Origin of the sequence: Glacieibacterium arshaanense, from assembly GCF_004681125.1 — a bacterium.
Lineage (GTDB): Bacteria > Pseudomonadota > Alphaproteobacteria > Sphingomonadales > Sphingomonadaceae > Polymorphobacter_A > Polymorphobacter_A arshaanense.
This window is the reverse complement of record NZ_SIHO01000001.1, coordinates 1,172,542-1,193,249: the sequence shown is the minus strand read 5'-3', so window position 1 is coordinate 1,193,249 and position 20,708 is coordinate 1,172,542. Positions and strand designations below refer to the sequence as shown.

General features: G+C 64.8%; 22 protein-coding genes and 2 tRNA genes. 12 read left to right on the top strand and 12 right to left on the bottom strand.

The features are described from left to right. Positions 1–26: 26 nt before the first annotated feature. Together parC and EUV02_RS05520 are read right to left on the bottom strand one after the other, a co-directional pair. Positions 27–2,279 (bottom strand): DNA topoisomerase IV subunit A, encoded by a 2,253-nt coding sequence (gene parC / locus EUV02_RS05525; RefSeq protein WP_135245168.1) that lies wholly within the window; start codon positions 2,277–2,279, stop codon positions 27–29. 74 nt (positions 2,280–2,353) lie between these two features. Next, positions 2,354–3,043, bottom strand: coding sequence for a hypothetical protein (locus tag EUV02_RS05520; protein ID WP_135245167.1), 690 nt, complete (start codon positions 3,041–3,043; stop codon positions 2,354–2,356). Between the two features lie 281 nt (positions 3,044–3,324). Here EUV02_RS05520 and EUV02_RS15620 point away from each other — a divergent pair, with 281 nt between their 5' ends. The 3 genes from EUV02_RS15620 to EUV02_RS05505 all read left to right on the top strand — a co-directional run bounded on the left by EUV02_RS15620 (position 3,325) and on the right by EUV02_RS05505 (position 5,034). Continuing rightward, on the top strand, positions 3,325–4,149 hold the full coding sequence (locus EUV02_RS15620) for a helix-turn-helix domain-containing protein (protein WP_166430518.1): 825 nt from the start codon (positions 3,325–3,327) through the stop codon (positions 4,147–4,149). Between the two features lie 71 nt (positions 4,150–4,220). Continuing rightward, entirely contained in the window at positions 4,221–4,574 is a 354-nt protein-coding gene (locus EUV02_RS05510; RefSeq protein ID WP_135245166.1) for a hypothetical protein, read from the top strand. Between the two features lie 55 nt (positions 4,575–4,629). Further along, the gene (locus EUV02_RS05505) at positions 4,630–5,034 is read left to right on the top strand and encodes a hypothetical protein (protein WP_135245165.1); all 405 of its coding nucleotides are present in this window, start codon (positions 4,630–4,632) and stop codon (positions 5,032–5,034) included. A gap of 84 nt (positions 5,035–5,118) precedes the next feature. Here EUV02_RS05505 and recO read toward each other — a convergent pair whose 3' ends face one another. The 6 genes from recO to lepB all read right to left on the bottom strand — a co-directional run bounded on the left by recO (position 5,119) and on the right by lepB (position 9,608). Next, positions 5,119–5,865 (bottom strand): DNA repair protein RecO, encoded by a 747-nt coding sequence (recO, locus tag EUV02_RS05500; protein ID WP_135245164.1) that lies wholly within the window; start codon positions 5,863–5,865, stop codon positions 5,119–5,121. 53 nt (positions 5,866–5,918) lie between these two features. Next, positions 5,919–6,659 (bottom strand): hypothetical protein, encoded by a 741-nt coding sequence (locus EUV02_RS15770; protein ID WP_207790114.1) that lies wholly within the window; start codon positions 6,657–6,659, stop codon positions 5,919–5,921. After that, positions 6,659–7,108, bottom strand: coding sequence for a hypothetical protein (locus EUV02_RS05490; protein WP_135245163.1), 450 nt, complete (start codon positions 7,106–7,108; stop codon positions 6,659–6,661). Before EUV02_RS05490 ends, EUV02_RS15770 begins: the two co-directional genes overlap by 1 nt. Before the next feature lie 93 nt (positions 7,109–7,201). Continuing rightward, complete coding sequence (era, locus tag EUV02_RS05485) at positions 7,202–8,101, bottom strand: GTPase Era (protein ID WP_135245162.1); 900 nt, start codon at positions 8,099–8,101, stop codon at positions 7,202–7,204. After that, positions 8,098–8,811: a ribonuclease III gene (gene rnc / locus EUV02_RS05480; protein WP_243445773.1), complete on the bottom strand. Its 714-nt coding sequence runs from the start codon at positions 8,809–8,811 to the stop codon at positions 8,098–8,100. Before rnc ends, era begins: the two co-directional genes overlap by 4 nt. Next, complete coding sequence (gene lepB, locus EUV02_RS05475) at positions 8,808–9,608, bottom strand: signal peptidase I (RefSeq protein WP_166430517.1); 801 nt, start codon at positions 9,606–9,608, stop codon at positions 8,808–8,810. Before lepB ends, rnc begins: the two co-directional genes overlap by 4 nt. Positions 9,609–9,771: 163 nt before the next feature. On the opposite strand from lepB, the gene pgi reads away from it, so the two are divergent. The 3 genes from pgi (at position 9,772) to EUV02_RS05460 (ending at position 12,726) form a co-directional block, all read left to right on the top strand. After that, entirely contained in the window at positions 9,772–11,328 is a 1,557-nt protein-coding gene (gene pgi, locus EUV02_RS05470) for a glucose-6-phosphate isomerase (protein ID WP_135245160.1), read from the top strand. 108 nt (positions 11,329–11,436) lie between these two features. After that, positions 11,437–12,372, top strand: a complete 936-nt coding sequence (locus EUV02_RS05465) for a hypothetical protein (protein ID WP_135245159.1) — start codon at positions 11,437–11,439, stop codon at positions 12,370–12,372. 12 nt (positions 12,373–12,384) lie between these two features. Continuing rightward, positions 12,385–12,726: a hypothetical protein gene (locus tag EUV02_RS05460; protein WP_135245158.1), complete on the top strand. Its 342-nt coding sequence runs from the start codon at positions 12,385–12,387 to the stop codon at positions 12,724–12,726. Positions 12,727–12,833: 107 nt separating this feature from the next. On the opposite strand, the gene EUV02_RS05455 is transcribed toward EUV02_RS05460, so the two are convergent. Beyond that, on the bottom strand, positions 12,834–14,057 hold the full coding sequence (locus EUV02_RS05455) for a serine hydrolase domain-containing protein (protein WP_135245157.1): 1,224 nt from the start codon (positions 14,055–14,057) through the stop codon (positions 12,834–12,836). A 52-nt stretch (positions 14,058–14,109) separates the two neighbouring features. Continuing rightward, the gene (locus tag EUV02_RS05450) at positions 14,110–14,331 is read right to left on the bottom strand and encodes a DUF6356 family protein (protein WP_135245156.1); all 222 of its coding nucleotides are present in this window, start codon (positions 14,329–14,331) and stop codon (positions 14,110–14,112) included. A 127-nt stretch (positions 14,332–14,458) separates the two neighbouring features. Between EUV02_RS05450 and EUV02_RS05445 the strand changes: the two genes are divergently transcribed. Beyond that, positions 14,459–14,534: transfer RNA gene (locus tag EUV02_RS05445), tRNA-Val, on the top strand. A gap of 209 nt (positions 14,535–14,743) precedes the next feature. Here EUV02_RS05445 and EUV02_RS05440 read toward each other — a convergent pair. Then, positions 14,744–15,556 (bottom strand): hypothetical protein, encoded by an 813-nt coding sequence (locus tag EUV02_RS05440; protein ID WP_135245155.1) that lies wholly within the window; start codon positions 15,554–15,556, stop codon positions 14,744–14,746. A 162-nt stretch (positions 15,557–15,718) separates the two neighbouring features. Then, complete coding sequence (locus EUV02_RS05435; RefSeq protein ID WP_135245154.1) at positions 15,719–16,198, bottom strand: Lrp/AsnC family transcriptional regulator; 480 nt, start codon at positions 16,196–16,198, stop codon at positions 15,719–15,721. 215 nt (positions 16,199–16,413) lie between these two features. Here EUV02_RS05435 and trxB point away from each other — a divergent pair, with 215 nt between their 5' ends. The 5 genes from trxB (at position 16,414) to EUV02_RS05410 (ending at position 20,407) form a co-directional block, all read left to right on the top strand. Next, positions 16,414–17,358, top strand: coding sequence for a thioredoxin-disulfide reductase (gene trxB / locus EUV02_RS05430; RefSeq protein ID WP_135245153.1), 945 nt, complete (start codon positions 16,414–16,416; stop codon positions 17,356–17,358). A gap of 2 nt (positions 17,359–17,360) precedes the next feature. Beyond that, complete coding sequence (locus EUV02_RS05425; protein WP_135245152.1) at positions 17,361–18,278, top strand: LysR family transcriptional regulator; 918 nt, start codon at positions 17,361–17,363, stop codon at positions 18,276–18,278. 212 nt (positions 18,279–18,490) lie between these two features. After that, positions 18,491–18,796 (top strand): hypothetical protein, encoded by a 306-nt coding sequence (locus EUV02_RS05420; RefSeq protein ID WP_135245151.1) that lies wholly within the window; start codon positions 18,491–18,493, stop codon positions 18,794–18,796. 477 nt (positions 18,797–19,273) lie between these two features. Next, a tRNA-Ile gene (locus EUV02_RS05415) sits at positions 19,274–19,348 on the top strand. Positions 19,349–19,423: 75 nt separating this feature from the next. Then, entirely contained in the window at positions 19,424–20,407 is a 984-nt protein-coding gene (locus EUV02_RS05410) for a lysylphosphatidylglycerol synthase domain-containing protein (protein ID WP_135245150.1), read from the top strand. Positions 20,408–20,708: the final 301 nt, after the last annotated feature.

Here is a 20,708-nt window from a genome sequence, read left to right as displayed (position 1 = left end):
CCCAAGGCCCTGCCCGCCGGAGGCCCTTAATCGAACTTGTTATCCCGCGGAAATCCCTGCGGCGGCAGCCGCCCGGCGCTGGCTCGGCTGCCCGCCCAAAGTGTCAGGTCGACTTCGGTGCGCGTGCGCGTGCCGCTGCCGCCGAGGCGCCATGACAGGCCTTCGGCGAGTGCGAAACCGGTGGCGTCGGACAACCCGCCGTCCTTGTATTTCTGCAGCGCGACGCCCTGGCCGCGTGCCATGACCGGCAGCTCGGTCAGTGGGAAGATCAGCAGTTTGCGGTTTTCGCCGATGACCGCGATGTGGTCGTCGCTGGCGGCGAGGCTGCGGACGATGAGCAGTTTGGCGCCGGCGCGCGGGGTGACGACCTGGCGACCCTTGCGCGTTTCGGCGAGCAGTTCGGCGCTTTCGGCGATGAAGCCGCGGCCGTCGCTGGCCACCAGCAGCTGGCGTGTTTCTGGCCGGTAGACGTCGATCAGCAGGATGGCGGCGTCGGCATCCATATCGATCATCAGGCGGATGGGTTCGCCGAACCCGCGGCCGCCGGGCAGGTTGGCCGCGGATAGCGTGTAGAAGCGGCCGTTATCGGCAGCGAGCAGCAGCTTGTCGGTGGTGTAGGCGTGGAACGCGAACCCGGGGCCGTCGCCTTCCTTGAACTTGACGGCGTCTGCGGACGCCAGGTCGACATGGCCCTTCATCGCGCGGATCCAGCCCTTGGCGGACGCGATGACGGTCAGTGGCTCGCGGTCGATCATCGCTTCCAGCGGGATGAAGGTCACGGTGGGGGCGTCGGCGAGCGTCGTGCGACGGCGGCCGAGTTCGGTCTCGCGGCTGTAGCGGGCGCCAAGCTGCGCGAGCTCGGCAGAAATGCGGTCGCGCTGCGCTTGCGGCGAGTTCAGCAGCGCGCGGAGCGTCTTGGCCTCGGCAATCAGCTTGTTGTTTTCCTTGGTGATTTCGATTTCTTCGAGGCGGCGCAACGCCCGCAGGCGCAGGTTGAGCACGGCTTCGGCCTGGCGGTCGTTGAGGCCGAAACGCGCCATCAACTCGGCCTTGGGGTCGTCCTCCTCGCGGATGATGCGAATGACCTCGTCGATGTTGAGATAGGCCTTGAGATAGCCTTCGAGCAGCTCGAGCCGGTCTTCGATTTTGCTGAGCCGGAACTGCGTGCGCTTGACGAGCACGTCGAGCTGGTGATCGAGGAAGGCGTCGAGTGCCTGCTTCAATGACATCACGCCGGGGCGGCGATGCTTGTCGAGGACGTTCAGGTTGAGCGAAAAGCGCAGTTCGAGGTCAGTGAGCTTGAACAGGCTTTCCATCAGCACGTCAGGGTCGACATTGCGCGAGCGCGGTTCGAGCACGAGGCGGATTTCGCTGTCCGATTCGTCACGGACGTCGGCGAGGATCGGCAGCTTCTTGTCGTTGATCAGGTTGGCGATGTCCTCGATCAGCTTGCCCTTTTGCACCTGATACGGGATTTCGCTGACCACGATGCTCCACATGCCGTGGCCGGCGTCTTCCTTATGCCAGCGGGCGCGCAGCCGGAAGCTGCCGCGCCCGGTCGCATAGGATTCGCGGATCGACGCGGCCGGTTCGACCAATATGCCGCCGGTCGGGAAGTCCGGGCCGGGCATGTGCGCGAGCAGGCCATCGATGCTGATGTCGGGGTCGGCGAGCAGGGCGCGCGCCGCATCGACGATTTCGGCGACATTGTGCGGCGGGATTGATGTCGCCATGCCGACCGCGATGCCGCTGGCGCCGTTCGCCAGAAGGTTGGGGAAGGCGGCGGGGAAGACTTCGGGCTCTTCGTCCTCGCCGTTGTAGGTCAGGCGGAACGGCACGCAGGCTTCGTCGAGCCCGTCCATCAGGTCGGCGGCGGCAGTGGTCAGCCGCGCTTCGGTGTAGCGCATCGCGGCGGCGTTATCGCCGTCGATGTTGCCGAAATTGCCCTGGCCGTCGACGAGCGGGTAGCGGAGCGAGAACGACTGCGCGAGCCGCACCATCGCGTCGTAAATCGATTGGTCGCCGTGCGGGTGATACTTGCCCATCACGTCGCCGACGACACGCGCGCACTTCTTGTAACCGGTGGCGGGATCGAGCTTCAAAAGCCGCATCCCCCATAGCAAGCGGCGGTGCACCGGCTTCAACCCGTCGCGGACATCGGGCAGCGAGCGTGCGGTAATCGTCGACAGCGCATAGACCAGATAGCGGTCGCTGAGCGCGCTCGCGAACGGGGTGTCGAGGATGCGGTTGGAGTCGGGGTCGGTGGCTTTGAGCGTCATGCCGCGGTTCTAGCGTGCGGTGGCTGCGAACGCCATGCCCGCGCGCCGTGGAATCAGCGCGCGGGCAGGGGCCCCTAGTGCAGTTTCTGGTAGTTGGCGTTTGCCACCGTCACCGACAGGTTCTTCGCCGGCGCGTTGAGCGTTGTCGTAGCGGTATAGGTAGTGCCGTCGGCGAGCTGGCCCATCTGCACCGCCAGCGTCACCGGCTGCGATGGGTCATCGAGATAGGTCGCGACATTGATGCCGAGGATGCGGTTGGTCGCCGGATCGACGGTGATGGCGAGGTTATCGCCGGGCTTTTCATAGCCGGGGAAGTTCAGCGTCGCGCCGCCGCCGGGGGGCATGGTGATGTCTACCTTGCCGGCAGCCTTGACCGCGGCGAGCTTGGCGGGGACGGGTGGTACATAGGTCTTCACCAGCGCCACGGCACTTTGCATATAGTCGGTCATCTCGGCCTTTTTCTCGGCCACGATGCGCCCGCGCAGTCCGCCGGGGGCTTGTGCCTGCGGCGTAGCGGCCAGCGGCACCTTCTGCAGCGTGCCGTCGGGACCGTAGGACACGCTCGCCTGTTTCACTGCCTTGACCTCGCCGTTGTAGGTGACGGTCGTGGTTTCGACCCAGCTATAGTGGCGCAGCGCCGCCTGGCTGGCGGCGAGCGAGGCCTTGAGCGATTCGACCTTGGCATCCATGCCCTGCGCCTGCGCGGCGACAGGCAGCATCAGGGCGACGGTGGCCGCAACGGCAAGAGCTGTCCGAAAGTTCATGATTTTTTCCCCGCTTCGAAGTGGTGGGCATCTGCAAATGCCGGTGGCGCCAGCTTATCGCGCCTGCACTGCGGTTGGAAGTGGTCCGAAGGGTGTCCGGCGGCATACAATTTTATGGCCCTTTGAGCCGGATGCCGGTTAGTTACGGCAGTGATATTATCACAAAGATGTGCGAATCGGACACATAGTGGCGCAAACACGCCGCGTTGCACGGTTATTGTATCCAGATTGTCGCTACTGATATAAGGACGAGACGGTGGTCTAAGGGATCGCTTAACCGGTTGGCCACCCGGGAAGAGCAAAATGACTGGGTCTGTGTCGGAAATCAGCAACGCGGCGAAAGCTTGCGGCAAGTGCCTAGGCGCTTTGCGGCAGGCTATTGTCTCGTCTGTAACCGACCGGGCAGGTTGGCGCGCGTCATGACGCAGCACCTCGCCCAGCTCACCGACGGCCAGCGCGATTGCCTGCGTCTGGTCTACCGCCACATGACGTCGAAGGACATTGCGCGCACGCTCGGCGTGTCGCCGCACACCGTCGATATGCGGCTGCGCACCGCGATGAAGGTGCTCGATGTGCCGAGCCGCATCGATGCCGCACGCTTGCTCGTCCACACCGAAGCTGCTGAAATTGCAGGCGGAAATGCCCGTATTGCCAAGGAAGCCAGCGCCGCCGAGCTATATCAATCGTTGATATATCAGTCGTCGGATGTTGTCGGGACGCCGGAATTCGCGATTGTTGGGGCACCGGCCTCAACCAGAAGCGACGAAAATGCGATCCCACTTTCTGACCCCAGGATCAAGCCGGTCGTCGGTCCGCCCGCCAGCGGCCCTCCCCGTCTGGCGGGCGCATCGACCTTCTTCGATGCGTCTTCTCAAGCAAGCCCCGCAGCAGCAGCTGCACCACCATTGCCCGACCGTACGGGCACCATCACGGGTTGGCCTGCAGCCAACCTGGCCGGCGCACCCGGCGTTTCATTGCCCTGGGGACAGCGCAATGACCTGTCGATTACCGCGCGGCTTACCTGGATCGCGTCGATTGCGATCGGCTCGGCACTGGCATTCGGTGCTATTTTGGGCGCGCTCGAAGCGCTGAAGCGTTTACTCTAGCAACCCGGACGTTCCGCGTCCGTCAACACTGAAACCAACCGCAATTTTGCGGCAAGGAAGGATATTGTCTCATGCTCAAGGAACGCCGCCTCATCGCCGAACAGGTCGCCCAGCAGCTTTTCGCTGCCGAAGCCGCCATTGATGCCGCCATCGCCGCCACCGCGTCGCTGACTGGCCTGATGCCCTCGATCCGCCAGGCCGCCGGCATTTCGGCACACATCGGTCAGGACGCGCTCGTCGAAGCCGCTGAAACCTGCTCGATGCTGGTCCGTGCCCGCAGCAGCATTGTCGCCACGCACAACGCGCTGACCGTCGCGCAGAAGCAGATGGGCCTCGGCGCCGTCAACTTCGGCGGCCTCGTCGACAAGCCGCTGCTCACCGGTGAAGCCCCGCGCCACCTTGCGGCCGTCGAACGCGCTGCGTGATGCGGCTTGTCTCCGCGCCAGACGTGGCGCGGCGATATGACTGGAGGTTAGTCAAATGCTACTCAAACTATTATTCATGACGATGCTGCTCGGCACGTGCGGCATTGCGTTCTGGAAGGGGCGCAACAGCGAAAAATGGACTGCGGTCCTGCTGCTGTCGGCTGCGGTGGCGTCATGGGTCTTTGAAACACGGCACTTCTATGGGACCGAAACCGGCATCCTGATCATCGATCTGATGCTGCTCGCCTATCTGCTGGTGTTGGCACTGCAAAGCGACCGCTTCTGGCCGCTCTGGGCGGCGGCTTTCCAGGTCGTCGGCACGTCGATCCACCTCGCCAGCATCGTCGATTCGACCATCTGGCCGGCGGCCTATGCGACCGCGCAGGTGTTCTGGGCCTATCCGGTGCTGCTGGCACTCGGTGTCGGCACATGGCTCGAGGCGCGTTACCGCGCCTGGTAGGGCGCGAGCGTGCCTATTGAGGCGCACCGGCGGCGAGGTTCAGGCCCTCTGGACTGACGCTGCCGGTCGCAGCCGCCAAGCCCTTCATCGCACGGCAGCGTCCTGCTGCCGTGCGATGAGGCTTGTCAGGCGTGCGCGTGCCGGCAGCAGCGCCGCCAGCCGCCCGGTCAGCATGTCACGTTCGAGGAAATAACCGGTGGTGTGCAGCGCCGCCGCGACATCATCCCATGACGGCGCATCATCGGTGCCGAGCAGCAACGCCGGCAATGGCAACAGCCGCGACGCATAGGGCAGGCCGGCCCCCCGGCTGACGGCGTGCGACGACTTCGGCGAGACATAGGCGAGGTCGGTTGTGGCGCCGGTGACGACGCAGTTCGACAGGTCAGGCCCGAAGCCGAGCTCGGTCATCAGCAGGAGCTCGTAGCGCGCCAGCGCCGCCATGGCGCGCGCCGGATCGACGCCGAGCGACATGGCTTCGAGCAATCCGTCGAGCGCGCTGTACAGCGGCGGATGCGGCACGCCTTCGGTCAGCAATGTCGCGGTCAGGCTGGTCAGCCACTCAAGGCTGGCAGCGCCCAGCGCATCGAGCGCCAGTCCGGCGCGCGAACTACCCAGCTCGGCGGTGGCACTGCCGAGCTGGCTGTCGAGCCGTGCGTGCAGTTGCAGCGCTACGCCATTGCCAATGCCGAGCACCGGCCGCAGCCGCCGCGACCGGCCGCCACGTACATAGCCCGCGACCAGCCCGTGTTCCTGCGTCAGAAAACGCACCACCGCGCCGTGCTCGCCGTGCGGCAGCACGCCGATGACCAGCGCCGGGGCTTCGATATCCATGCGCCACCCTAACGCCAAACACGGCGTCAGGGCAGGGGGCTAGTTCGCCGGCGCTAGTTTGCTGCCAGTGCCGCCGCCATGATGGCGTCACCCGCCGCCGCGCTATTGGCGTACGACTGGCTCCACATCTGCGTTGGGGTGGCGCAGATCGGCTGGCCGATGCCGCCGCAGTTGATCGTGTAGACCATCGGTGCGGTGTAGCCATAGGCGTAAGGATAGGCGAACAGCGGCCCGTACGGATAGACGGCGTTCCAGGTCGCGGTGTCGGCCGCGGCGATGCCGACAACGGCGGCCGCCGTCACGACGCCCGCAGCGCCCCACGCCGCATAGGGGTGATAACCATAGCCCCAATAGCCATGCGGATAGCCATCAACCGCGCCGGGATAGCGATAGCCGGTTGCCGCCTCCGGCGGGTGATAGGCGTCGCCGCCGACCGCAACGCCGCCGGCATGATAGGCATCACCGCCAACGGCTGCGGCGGGTGGATGATATTCATTGCCGGGGACGTAGGCGGCGCCGGGCTTGTATCCGGTGTCGGTCATCTGCGGCGGGCGATAGTCGCCGCCGTTGGCGCCGTGGTACCAGTCGGCACCGCCGGCACTGTCGTGCCAGCCGGAATCGCCGTGCATATCGTCACCGCCGAAGCCGTCGCCGCCGTGGTAGCCACCGCCACCCCATCCACCGCCACCGCCGTGGAAGCCGCCGCCGCCGCCGAAACCGCCGCGTGCCAGCGCCGGCGTGCCGATCACCAGCGCCGCCAGCGCGACGCCCGCCATAAGTCCTGCGCCGCGCATCACAGCTTGCCCGCGGCCTGATAGGTCGAAATGTTCGGGTTGGCCTTGCAGATTTTGGCCAGCTTCGCGGTGTTCTTGGAAACCCAGTCCTGCGTCAGCGCAACCTTCGACAGGTCGGCGCCCGACTTGCCGGTGACATAGCCGTGCGTCCAGATGACCAGCATGAACACGTCGCGCTGCGCACGCGTTGCCTGGCTCTGGCGGTCCGACGTCGGATTGGTGCCCGGATTGGCGACGGCGAGCATCGACACGAATTCGCCGCAGCTGGTGCCGAGCAAATCGGTGTTCGGGGTCATCGGCGGCGCCGTCGGCGCGGCGCCCGCCTGCGGACCGACGCCCGGCAAGCTCGGTGCCGCGGCAACCTGCGCGGCGGTCTGCGCCAACGCCGGGACCGACAAGGCGATCAGCGGTGCGCATAGTCCGGCGCGAACGAAGTTTGAAAATGACATGCGAGTCTCCCGTTACCCAATTCTCATAAAACTATCATGCCGGCGCGCGCATTTAACTAGGGATAAATACGCACCGCCGGCGCGGCACTTGCGTCACTCGCTCCAGTCGAGCCCCATGCCCTTGTAGACATCGCGGTCTTCGGACCAGTCGGGCTTGACCTTGACGTGCAGGAACAGATGGATCTTGCGGCCGGTCAGCGTGGCGATTTCGCCGCGCGCGACCGAGCCGATTTCCTTCAGCCGCGCGCCGCCCTTGCCGAGCACGATGGCTTTCTGGCTGTCGCGCTCGATCAGGATCTGCTGATGGATGACCGTCGAGCCGTCCTTGCGGTCTTCCCATTTCTCGGTCTCGACCGCCGCCGAATAGGGCAGCTCGGCGTGGAGCTGGCGGTAGAGCTGCTCGCGAGTGATTTCGGCTGCCATCAGGCGGGTGGTGGCGTCGCTGACCTGGTCTTCGGGGAAGTGCCACGGGCTCAGCGGCAGTTTCGCAGCGAGTGCCGCCTTGAGTTCGGGGACACCGTCGCCGGTTTCGGCGGCGATGAAAAAGGTTTCCTCGAACTGCGCGATGCCATTGGCGTGCGTCGCGAGGTCGAGCAACTTGCCCTTGTTGGTGATGTCGACCTTGTTGAGCACCAGCAGCTTGGGCTCCTTGCGCGTCGCCATCGCGTCGAGAATGGCGGCTGCATCGGTGCGGAAGCCGGTCTTGGCGTCAACGACAAAGGCGATGACATCGGCGCCGCTGGCACCCTCCCAGGCAGCACGCACCATCGCGCGGTCGAGGCGGCGGCGCGGCGCAAAGATGCCCGGCGTATCGATCAGCAGCAGCTGGGCGTCACCCTCGACGGCAATGCCCATCAGCCGTGTGCGGGTGGTCTGCACCTTGTTCGACACGATCGCGACCTTCTGGCCGACGAGCGCGTTGACGAGCGTCGACTTGCCGGCGTTGGGCGCGCCGACAACGGCCACCGTGCCGCAACGTTGCTGGTTGGTCATCGCGCGGGTGTTCCTTGACTAACCGCGGCGAGCATCGCCACCGCGGCGGCCTTTTCGGCCTCTTGCTTGCTGCTGCCGCTGGCATCGACGGGGTCGCGGCCACGGATGCTGACCGCGACACGGAAGCGCGGCGCATGGTCGGGACCTTCGCGGCGCATGACGGTATAGGTGGGGATCGGCAGCCCCTGGCCCTGTGCCCATTCCTGCAGCGCCGATTTGGGGTCCTTGGGCGCGCGCGTCGCGGTATCGACCATCGGTTCCCAATGGCGGCGCACAAAGGCTTCCGCCGCCGCCCAGCCGCCATCGACATACAGCGCGCCGATCAGCGCCTCGGTCATGTCGCCGAGCACGTTTTCGGACGCCGCGACATGCGCATTGCGCGCCGCGCGGTCCATGAACAGGTGCGCGCCGACATCGATGCGCCGCGCGACTTCGGCGCAGCTGCCGCGATCGACCAGTGCTGCAAAGCGCCGTGCCATCTTGCCCTCGACTTCGCCGAACTCCTTGAACAGCCACGACGCGACTATGGCACCCAGGATGCGGTCGCCGAGAAACTCGAGCCGTTCGTAGCTTTCGCCAGGAAAGCTCGAATGGGTCAGCGCGATGCGTAGCAGGCTGGCATCGGCAAAGTCATGGCCGAGCGCGCTGCGGCTCCACGCGGCGAGCGTGTCGTCGGTGTTACCGGTTGCAGGCTTCAGCGTCCGGCTCAAAACTGCGCCCCGATGCGGTCGGTCCGGATGGCCGCGCCCCAATGCACCGGCGACTGCCGCAACTTGGCGGCATCGACCGAGAAGAACACCCGGTCGGCGCGGCCGACAAGGTTGCCTGCAGGCACCATGCCGACGCCGCCGTCGATCAGCGCCAGCCGGCTGTCGGCGCTGTTGTCGCGGTTGTCGCCCAGCATGAAATAATGGTCGGGCGGCACCACGACCGGCCCGAAGTCATCGAGCGGCGTGTCGGCGGCGCTGTGCGTCACGACATAGCTGCGGCCCGCCAGCGTTTCGCGGAAGCGGTGCTGCGTCGCGCTCGCCGGCTCGGCAACGCGCGGCACCGCGACACCGTTGAGCACCAGTTGGCCGTGCGTCACTGCAACGCTATCGCCGGGCAGGCCGATGACGCGCTTGATGAAGTCGGTGCGGTTGTCGGCAGTCGCCTTGAACACCACGACATCGCCGCGCTTGGCCATCCGGCCCGCTGGAATGCGGCCTTCAAACAGCGGCAGCGCCAGTGGCAGCGAATAGCGGCTGTAGCCATAGGGCCATTTGGCGACGAACAGATAATCGCCGACCAGCAAGCCGGGCTGCATTGACGGCGACGTGATGGTGAACGGCTCGAACACCAGACTGCGCAACGTCAGCGCCAGCAGCAGCGCACCGCCGATGACCTTGGTGACACCGCCCAGCCGCAGGCGCAGCGCCTCGGCGCGCTGTGCGTGGCGCGCGCGGGCGTTCTCGATATCGGCCGGCGTCGGGTAGAGCGTGGCATCGGCCGGGCGCGGCTTGTTCATCGGGCGGGTCCGTGGATCATGCAACGCCCGCATGACGCGCTGCAGCGGTCGAAGTCAAGTTTTGCCCCCGCCAATCCGCGTGGAATCGACGCGGCGCTGCGACAAGTGCGGGTGACGCCGCCCGCCGGTTGATGCTACCACCGGCCGAGCGATGGAGCCCTTGATGACCGCGACCCGAACGACCGCCGACCTCCTGCAGGCCGCCAAAGCGGCGCTGGCAAGGCACGCCGAGGGGCTGGCCGCGACGCCGCTGACGCAAATGTTCGACGAACACGAAGGCCGGCTGGAGGCATTGTCGCTCAATGTCGCGGGGCTTTATGCCGACTTTTCCAAGCTCGCGGTCGATTCCCCCGCACTGGCGCTGCTTGGCGAGCTGGCGGCCGCCGCCGAACTCGACGACTGGAAAGCGCGACTGTTCGCCGGCGAGATCGTCAACCCCAGCGAGCGCCGTGCGGCCACGCACACGGCCGAACGCGGCGTCGGCGCGGCGCGTGATGTCGCGGCCGCCGCCGTGGGACAAACCAAAATGCGCACGTTGGTCGACCGCGTCCGCGCGTCGGACGTGCGCCACATCGTCCACATCGGCATCGGTGGCTCGGCACTCGGCCCGGCACTGCTGCTCGATGCGCTGGGTGATAGCGGCGACGGCCCCGCCTGCCACGTCGTCGCCAACATCGACGGCGTCGCGCTGCAACGCGTGCTGGCACAGTGCGATCCGGCGTCGACGCTGCTGGTGCTGGTGTCGAAGACCTTCACGACGCTGGAGACGATGACCAACGCCGCTTCGGCACTCGACTGGCTGGCGGCGGGCGGCATCGCCGAACCAAGGTCGCGCTGCATCGCCGTCACCGCCGCGCCCGCACGTGCCGCCGCATACGGCATCGCCGACGAGAACATCCTGCCGTTCGCCGAAACCGTCGGCGGCCGCTATTCGCTGTGGTCCGCCGTAGGCCTGCCCTTGGCGCTGCGCTGCGGCTGGGCGACGTTCGCGGCATTGCTCGACGGCGCCGCCGCCATTGACCGGCATTTCCGCGACACACCGCTCGCGGACAATTTGCCGGCACTCGCCGGTGCGCTCGATGTCTGGGCTGCCACCTTCCAGAACGTCCCGACACGCGCCGTCTTCGCCTATGACCAGCGCCTCGCGCTGCTGCCCGCCTATCTCCAGCAGCTCGAAATGGAGAGCAACGGCAAGCGCGTCACCCGCGACGGCGCGCCGCTCGCCGGCGCCTCTGCCGCGGTCACCTGGGGCGGTACCGGCACCGACGCGCAGCATGCGGTGTTCCAGCTGCTGCACCAGGGCACGCAGCCCATCGTCACCGAATTCGTCGCAGTCATCGAAGCCGGTGACAAACTCGCGCCGACGCACCACCGCCAACTACTCGGTAACTGTTTCGCGCAGGGCGCCGCGCTGATGAAGGGTCGCAGCTTCGATGCCGCGTTGGCGCTGTCGGGCGGCGATCCCGCGCTCGCCGCCGCCAAGAGCTTCCCCGGCAACCGCCCCTCGGCAACGCTGCTGCTCGACAGGCTCGACGCCGCGACGCTGGGCGCGCTGCTGGCCTTCTACGAACACCGCACCTTCACCGCCGCAACGATGCTCGGCATCAACCCGTTCGACCAATGGGGCGTCGAACTCGGCAAGGAAATGGCCGGCCAGATCGAATCCGGCGGCGCCTTCGATGACTCGACCGCGGCGCTGATGGCGCGCGCCGGGCTCTGAGCCACCCGGTTGCTGGCCGCTGGACTTGCCCGGCAAAGGGCGTATCCTGACTATTCGGGTGCGTTGAAGGCAAGGGGGGACACCGTGCTGCGACATGGTCTGGCCATTGTGACAATCGCATTGCTGTCCGCCTGTGCGACGGTGCCGCGCGGGCCGGCGTTGTCGCTTGCCGATGCTGGACAGCAGACCACCGAGGTCGCCGCGTCGACCTTTGAGACCGTATCCTCGGACGTCAGCCTCAAATTGCAGCGCCAACTGGTGCGTTCAGTCGCGGTCAAATGCGCCGCGGATGCGACGGCGTGCGACCCCGCGGTCATCATTCCCGAACAGGAAGCGCAGTTTGCCGAGGACCAGGCGCTGGCGAAAACCATCCAGCTGCGCGCCCGCGCCATCAACGCTCTCGGCGCTGCCTATAAGGCGCTCGGGGCGGAGGCGAAATATGACGCACCGGGCGAGCTCGAAGCCGCGGTCGGGTCGCTGTTCGGCTCGGTCAATGCGTTTGCCGCGGCGGTGTCGCTGCCGGCGACCGTGCCACTCGATTTTGCCGGCAAGGTGCTCGCCAAGGCGGCCGGCGTCGGTGCAGCACATGCGCAGACCGAGCGGCTGATCCATGGCAGCGTGATGATCCGTGAGGCCAACCAGCGTCTCGCCGACGCGCTGGCCAGCGAGGCCAAGACCGATCAGGAAATTGCCGACACGCTGGCGCGGGTCCGCAAGAACCTGATCAAGACACTGGTTTCAACCGGTTACGCCGATCCGCTGCCGTTCGTGACTGAATTCCAGGCGCCGCTCGGCTTGGCACCGCCGGCGTCGCTGTCGACGCCGCGCGCTGCTGCGGTCGCGCTGACGCTGATCGATTATCAGGACTGGGTGCGCAGCCAGACCGCCGCGAAAGTTTATGCCGCGAATGTCGAGGCGCTCGCGGCGTTGCGCGAACAGCACGTCGAGTTCGAAAAGGGCGCGCCGGTAACACTCGACGAAGTCATCGCCGCGCTGGGCGAGGCCGAGGGCTGGGCTGCGATGTACAACAACCGGTCGAAATAACGGGGGTGGCGTATGTCGACGAAGGACGAAAAATTCGACCAGTATGATCAGGCGTATATCGACGCCGACGACAACTATAACGACGACATAACCGCCGCGAAGGGCAAGCCCGAGCTGATCTACCGCATCGATGCCAATTATGCGCGGATCAGCGGCATGTGGTCGCTCGCCAAGCGGCTCAAGCTCGACGCCAACAATGATGCCATTGATGCGGCGCTAAACAATGCCAAGGCGGCCAATAAAGCAGTCAAGGATGGCCGTGCCGCCGCCGCCAAAATTGCCACGACGGTCAAAAAGGTCGATGCGGTGGTCGGTGCGCTGGCGACGCTGACCGACGAGTTGCGCAAGGTCTGAGAGAGCAGGGCCTCCGGCGTGCAGGGGTGACCCCTGCACCCAATTGTTGTGCGCCCTTCAATCGGGTGCAGGCCTCAGGCCTGCCCGCCGGAGGCTCTTTGACCCTGTCAGTCGTCCAATGCCGAATAAATCATCGTCCGCAGTTCATTGCGCACCGGATAGGTCGATGACGGGATGAGCTGCGTCATGAAGATGGCGATCAGGTCTTCTTTCGGGTCGATCCAGAAGAAGGTGCTGGCGGCGCCGCCCCAGAAATAGTCGCCGTCGCTGCCCGGCATCAGCGTGCGTGCGGCGCTGGTGCTGGTGGCGAAGCCGAGGCCAAAGCCGGTGCCGTCATACTGCGCTTCGCTGAACAGCGACTTTGACAGCGCCGGCAGGTCGACGCCGCCGGGCAGGTGGTTGGCGGTCATCAGGTCGAGCGTCTTGCGGCTGATCAGGCGGTGGCGATGCTTGCCGTCGATATGGACGCCGCCGTTGAGCATGGCCTGCGCGAATTTGAGATAGTCGGCGGCGGTTGAAACCAGCCCGCCGCCGCCCGACACGAACGACGGCGGCGCCAGATAGGGGCTCTTCGTCGGATCGTCCTGCAAGTCCATGCCGCCCTTGGGCGTCGGCGTGTAGCAGGCGGCGAAACGGTGCGCCTTGTCGGCCGGCACATGGAAGCCGGTGTCTTTCATGCCGAGCGGCTTGAGGATGCGGTCGTGCAGGAAATCTTCGAACTTTTGCCCCGAAATGACACCGATGAGATAGCCCAGGATGTCAGTCGCCACCGAGTAATTCCAGGCAGTTCCGGGCGAGAACTCAAGCGGAATCTTCGCCAGATCGGCGATCATCGTGTCGAGCGTGCCGGCCTTTTCGATCTCGCCGATGCGCGCCGAACGGTAGGCGGCATCGACATTGGTGCGATTCTGGAAGCCATAGGTCAACCCGCTGGTGTGGCGCAGCAGGTCGACGATGCGCATCGGGCCGCTGGTCGGCGTCGTCATGAAGCCGGTCTTGTGCGTGCCGGCCTTGAACACGCCAAGGTCCTTCCACGCCGGAATGTAGCGGTGCACCGGCTGGTCGAGCGATACCTTGCCTTCCTCCACCAGCATCATGAACGCCACCGACGTCAGCGGCTTGGTCATCGAGTAGATGCGGAAGATGGTGTCTTCGGCGAGCTTCTTCTTGCGCTCGACATCGGCCATGCCGGTGACGCCTAGGTGGGCGATCTCGCCACGGCGCGCCACCAGCGTCAGCGTACCGGGCAGGCGGCCCGGCTTGACGTAGCGGTCGTTGAGGAACGGATCGATTGCCGCCAGGCGCTTGCGGTCAAAGCCGAGTTTGGTCATGCGAACTCCCCTTTATTGTCAGCCATTTGGCCTTGTTCGTTGGTTGGTTATATCAAAACGTCGGTTGGTCGAAGCGGCGCGGCATGACTTCCTTGTGGAGCGTCAGGATCGCGGTGCTGCCGGTGGTCTTGCACCACCCCGGCACGAAGGCATGGACGACGCAGCCGAGCGCGGCAAGCAACAGCCGCCCGCCGATCTTGAGCGATTCGCCCATGTGCTGGAAATAGGTTTCGCCGACGCTGGCAGGGTGGTCGACAAACAGGCGGGCAAACATGCGGTGGCCTCCGTGGAACGTAAGGCCTTATTCGGGCAATTTGCGCGCCGTTGCAATTGCCGATACCGGGCGCGGTGCTTGCAGTGCGCCCCCTAAGCCGGTAAGTCCGCGCCACCTGCACTGCGCGGGGCGATTAGCTCAGTTGGTAGAGCATCTCGTTTACACCGAGAGGGTCGGCGGTTCGAGCCCGTCATCGCCCACCACGCGCTGCGGCGCGCGCGCAATGGCAATTCGCACTTGCGAATTTCCGTAGCGCGCCGACTCGCGGCGCGTGCGGCCGGCGGGGCGGCGGCGAACGCCGGCGAACCCGTCCGACGGGCGGCTTTGCCGACCCGCCCTTACTATCTTTATGTTTTGTTGTTCGGATGGTGCTCGCGCACAAATCTGATAACCGAACAATTGCGTGTCACTTCTAGCGTCTCTTTCGCCCTTTGCGTTTCCCGTCTGGCCACGCCAGGTCGCTGCGCACGGGGAAACTAGCCTCGGCATAGCTTAGAATATGTGGTGGGATGGGGAACAAACCAATATGCTGTCCAAGTTCGGATGGCGCCATCACGCGCGTTTGAAGGGCTTTTATGCGCTTCGCACCTTTCTGAGCCTCTAGGTTCTTCAAAAGCTGATAATCCATCGTCAGGAAGCAGAAGAGGCCATTCTGTTCAGCGGTGCGAATATGCCATGCGTCTTGGCTGTTGCTCGGTCCGAGCACATCGACAAGGGACGCATATTCGGGATCAGATGCTGCGCGCGCTTCAAGCCTACGGCGTTGCTGATCTCCTGCATTTGGCAGGTTCATCCACTTCGGTCCGAGGTCGGGGAAGACATAGCCATCGATACTTTCCAGCTTCACACTGCTGAAAAGATTATGGTCGCAATAGCCATAGCCGCGAAACAGCCCTGCAGGTTTACGAAATTGCTCAGCCTGCAACTCCGCCGAAGTGTGTAGCTGGATGAGCCCTTGGCGATAGAGCGAAATCAGGCCGGGAAGCTGACGAATATGGTGATAGTCCCTATCATTGGAATTTGCCGGATGGACGGCGATCCGTGCAGCATAACCGGAGTCTATGGTCTGGCTTCCCGATCCCGCTCGTTCTGTTGAGATCCATGCGGTTTCGTGGGTCGTTGCATGGCTGAGCACTGTATTGTCGACCAATATTCCGAGTTGATTGTCCCGATTCAAGGTGCGGCGTGCTCGCCAGGTTGACAAATCGACGAGCCAATGAGCCACACTTGGGGCATACCGAAAGCGCAGGCGCTCAATGTATTGCGAAACTGGAAGCATTCCGCGAGTTTATAGATACTTTCTATCTCAGTCTAATAGCGACGCGCAGACCCCTCAGCGCGTCCCTCGACCTCGGGATGAGCGACCTTGGTTCGTGCAATCCCGCGCCTATAAATCCACCGGCACCCCGGGCAGCGACTTCGACGTCCGGATCGTCAGCGACGTCTTCACACTCGCAACATTCGGCGCCGGCGTCAGCGATGTCGTCAGAAACCGCTGAAACTCCTGCAGGTCATGCGCTGCGACCTTCAGAATGAAGTCGATCTCGCCGTTGAGCATGTGGCATTCGCGGACCTGCGGCAGCGCCGCGACATGCTCCTCGAAGGCGCGCAGGTCGGCTTCGGCCTGGCTCTTCAGGCTGACCATAGCGAACACCGTGATGCCGTAGCCCAGCGAGTCGGCGTCGAGGTCGGCGTGATAGCCGCGGATGACGCCGCCTTCTTCCAGCGCGCGGACGCGGCGCAGGCAGGGCGGGGCTGTCAGCCCGGCGCGCTCGGCAAGTTCGACGTTGGTGATTCGGCCTTCGTTCTGCAGGTGGCTCAGGATGACGCGGTCGATCTGATCGAGCGGCTGGCGGGACCGGTGCATGCGAAAATCCTTGGATACAGACGGTATGTGGCGTTGCGTGTGCCGTATGCCGGCATTTATAATTATATTGCGGAGAATGGCAATAATTCACGCATTTTTGTCAAACGCACGCACAAATCACGCGATTCCGGTGCTCTCGACCGGTGTCAGCCACTTCCACTAGGCAACGCTTGGCCATTGGCGCTAGAGAAGTCGCAAACAAGGAATCTGCGCGAATGTCCGACGTCAAACATGCCAAGGTCCTCGTCATCGGTTCCGGCCCGGCGGGCTATACCGCTGCCGTTTATGCCGCCCGCGCGGCATTGGCGCCGGTGCTCGTGCAGGGCCTGCAGCCCGGCGGCCAGCTGACCATCACCACCGAAGTCGAAAACTGGCCCGGTGAAAGCACAATCCAGGGCCCCGACCTGATGCTCAAGATGGCCGAACAGGCCGAACACGTCGGCGCCGAACTGGTCAGCGACATCATCCTCGATATCGATCTGTCGAAGCGGCCCTTCATCGCCAACGGCGACTCGGGCACGCGCTACAGTGCCGACACTGTCATCATCACCACCGGCGCGCAGGCGCGCTGGCTCGGGCTCGACACCGAGCTGACCTTCCGTGGCCACGGCGTTTCGGCATGCGCGACCTGCGACGGCTTCTTCTACCGCGGCCGCGTCGTCGCCGTCGTCGGCGGCGGCAACACCGCGGTCGAAGAGGCGCTGTTCCTCACCAACTTCGCCACCAAGGTCTACCTGATCCACCGCCGCGACGAGCTGCGCGCCGACAAGACCAACCAGGCGCGCGTGCTCGCCCACCCGAAAATCGAGATGATCTGGAACGCCGAAGTCACCGAAATCACTGGCACGCATGAACCCGTCGGCGTCACCGGGCTGACGCTGCGCGACACCGTCACCGGTGAACGCAACACGCTCGCGGTTGACGGGCTGTTCGTCGCCATCGGCCACACGCCCGCCACCGAATTGTTCGTCGGCCAGCTCGACATGGACAGCGAAGGCTATCTGCTCACCGCCCCCGACTCGACCGCCACCTCGGTGCCCGGCGTGTTCGCCGCCGGCGACGTCAAGGACAAGGTCTTCCGCCAGGCCGTCACCGCCGCCGGCATGGGCTGCATGGCCGCGCTCGAGGCTGAACGCTTCCTCGCGCACGCGCCAAGCTAGCGATGCAGCTAGACTGGGAACGCCTGCGGCTGTTTCATGCCGTTGCCGAAGCCGGCAGCTTCACCGAAGCGGCGCGGCGCCTGCACATGAGCCAGCCGGCGCTCAGCCGCCAGATCCAGACGCTCGAATCGAGCATCAACGCCAAGCTGTTCCACCGCCACGCCCGCGGCCTCGCAATGACGCACGAAGGCGAACAGCTCCACCAGGCAACGCGCGACATGGCCGAGGCGGTCGACCGCACCCAGGCGAGTATCGAGGCGTCGCGCGACCGTCCCACCGGTGAAATCCGCCTCGCCACCACCGTCAGCTTCGGGTCGACCTGGCTGGCCCGCCAAATGGTCGATTTCCTCGATCTTTATCCCGATATCACCGTCACCATGCTTCTCGGCGACAGCGATGTCGATTTGGCCAAGCGCGAGGCCGATGTCGCCATCCGCTTCCACGCGCCGCGCCAAAGCGACCTCATCCAGAAACCGCTGGTGCCGATCCGCCACCGCATGTGCGCGTCGCCCGCCTACCTCGAACGCTACGGCGAGCCCAAAACGCTCGAAGACCTCGATGGCCACCGGCTGCTCGCCTATGGCGCCTCGGCCCCCGATGCGCTCAAAGGCATCAACTGGATCCTCGAAGTCGGCCCCGACGCGCCGCAGCGCGTGCCGGTGCTGACCATCAACAACAGCTTCGGGGTTTTGCAAGCCGTCGAAGCCGGCGCCGGCATCGCCGCACTCCCCAGCTACCTCATCCGCTTCTCGGGGCGCGTCAAACCAATCCTGCCCGACGTCGAAGGCGCCGTCTTCCGCACCTATTTCGTCTACCCCTCCGAACTGCGCAAATCGGTGCGCGTCGGCGTGCTGCGCGACTTCCTCGTGCAACGCATGACGCTCGAAGCGCTCGATCTGACGCGCGACCCGACGGCGTAGGGGAAGGGAGGTTCGCGAAGGGCCTCCTGCGGGCAGGGGTGACCCCTGCACCCGGTTGTTTCGCGCCGCATACTGGCTGCTCCCCTCCCTGCAAGGGAGGGGGCGGGGGGTGGGCTTTAGCTGCCTGTCGGCTAACGACCCCGTTCCAGACATTCAAATCGTTGGCTTTGTTTCCCAGTTGCGGACATTGGAATAGATGCTAGCCTGCAAACGTGATTGGGAAATCAACTTTGCAAATTGAGGTGTGGCGCGTTGTCGTCGGGCTGGTGCTGCTTGGCATCTTCACATCTATTTTCGGCTATCATATCACTCGTAGCCTTATCATGATCCTTGTCCCCATGAGTGTCATACTGACCACCCTAAAACAGGATAAGGTGATATTCTTGTTTGGCCGGCATGATTTGGTCCGTAGCACTAACCCATTGGGGTTTTGGGCTTTCATCGGATTTTTCTCGCTGGTTTTCGCCATGGGTGTGTGGCTCTTTGTTGATGAATTGCTCCAAGCGATTCCAAGCTAACGTCTGGAATTTGTACTACCGGACAAATACCTGAAGTTCAGCTTCCCACCCCATTCCGGTCATTCCCGACACACCAGCCCCAAACAAATGGTGCAGGCCTGCGGCCTGCCCGCCGGAGGCCCTTGAACTTCCTCGACAACCCTCGCGCAGCCATGCATCCGCTGCATAGCTGCACTGCAGCATAAACGACTGCTCTCTCAAATATGAATCGGGCATAGGGTCATTGTTGCTGCTTCGGCAGCGAATGTCCGGCACCGCTCCTCCCCCCTGCGGTGCCCGACGGGTGTTTCTGGCCGCTCCTCCCCCCTTGAGGTCAGAACTTGATCCGCGCGGCTTCGGCTGCCTGTCGGATCACCCAAATTCCACTGGGCCGGGTGCCACGCGCACCCGGCCCAATTTTTTTGTGCCGCGCGCTCGGTGCCCCCGCACGCTTGCCCCACGCCGCGCTTCGCGCTACCGCATGCATCCGGCACGGTCGGGCCTGTAGCTCAATGGTAGAGCAGGCCGCTCATAACGGCTAGGTTGGGGGTTCGAGCCCCTCCGGGCCCACCAGTGTCGCCCACTCGAGCGTTTGGCGTGCGGAGCATTTCAGGTTTGACCTCAACTTCGCCTGACCTGCTGCCTCCGGTGCCCAAGCGGCGCCTGAGCCTGACCAACACGCTGGGCGCGTTGGCCGGCATGCTGGTGCTGGCGCTCGCGATTTTCGCGCTGATGCGCATCGCCGACGAGGTGCGGATTGCCGACATCGTCGCCGCGGTGCACGCGACGCCGACGACGACGCTGATAATGTCGGCGTTCTTTGCCTTCATGAGCTATGTGCTGCTGACCGGCTATGACTGGTTCGCGGTGCGCCACCTCGGCTACACGCTGCGCTACCAGCTGATCGCGCTGGCGTCGTTCACCAGCTACACGATGAGCCACACGCTCGGGCTGACGGTGCTGACCGGCGGCTCGGTGCGGTACCGGATGTACACGCGCGTCGGGGTGACGCCGATCGATGTGGCGCTGATCATCGGGCTGTGCGGCTTCACCTTCTGGCTCGGTATCGTCATGCTGGCGGGCGTCGGGCTGGTGATTTCGCCCGAATTGTCGGGGCCGTTCGCGCAATATTCGGCTTATCTGCCCGGCATCGAGCGCTGGGCCGGCGTGCTGCTGCTGGCGGGTGCGGCGGGCTACTGGCTGCTCGCGGCGCTGTGGCGCCACCCGCTCAAGGCGTTCGGCCATGTGCTCTACCTGCCCAACGGCCGCGAGACCGGCATCCAGATCCTGCTCGGCGCGTTCGACCTGGGGTTTGCCGCCGCCGCGCTGTACGTGCTGCTGCCTGATGTGGGCCTGCCGGGGTTTGCCACCTTCCTGACGGTCTATGCTGTGGCGATGATCGTCGGCGCGATGAGCCATTCGCCGGGCGGGCTGGGGGTGTTCGAAGCCGTCACGCTGCTGCTGCTGCCCGACGCGCCCAAGGCGCCGTTGCTCGCCGCGCTGTTCCTGTTCCGCGTCATCTACACGCTGATTCCATTCATGCTCGGGCTGGCGCTGCTGGCGTGGACCGAGATTGTGGCATTCCGCGACCGCCGGCGCGTTGCGAAGCTTGAGGCGGCTGCGGGCGACTGAGCCGCTGGCGCGATTTCACTTGACTTCACGAACCGAATCGGTTAGTAAGTTCATCAAGGCGACGGGAAATGGGTGTTTCCCGTCCAACCTGTCCGGGCCCACGATCGCCACTTGCGTACCCGGACGTGTCGTTTCACCGCCGCGCTTTTCAGCCCCGCGCTCTGTCAGGTCGAGGACTTCAGCTCCAAGTGTTCCAAGGAGGGCACTTACGTCTGCACTAAATGCGTCCAAAAAACGCGTGAACTACAGCGTGATATACGCGTTCGGCCTTGGAAGCCGTCGCCCTCCGCTACCGGCTACC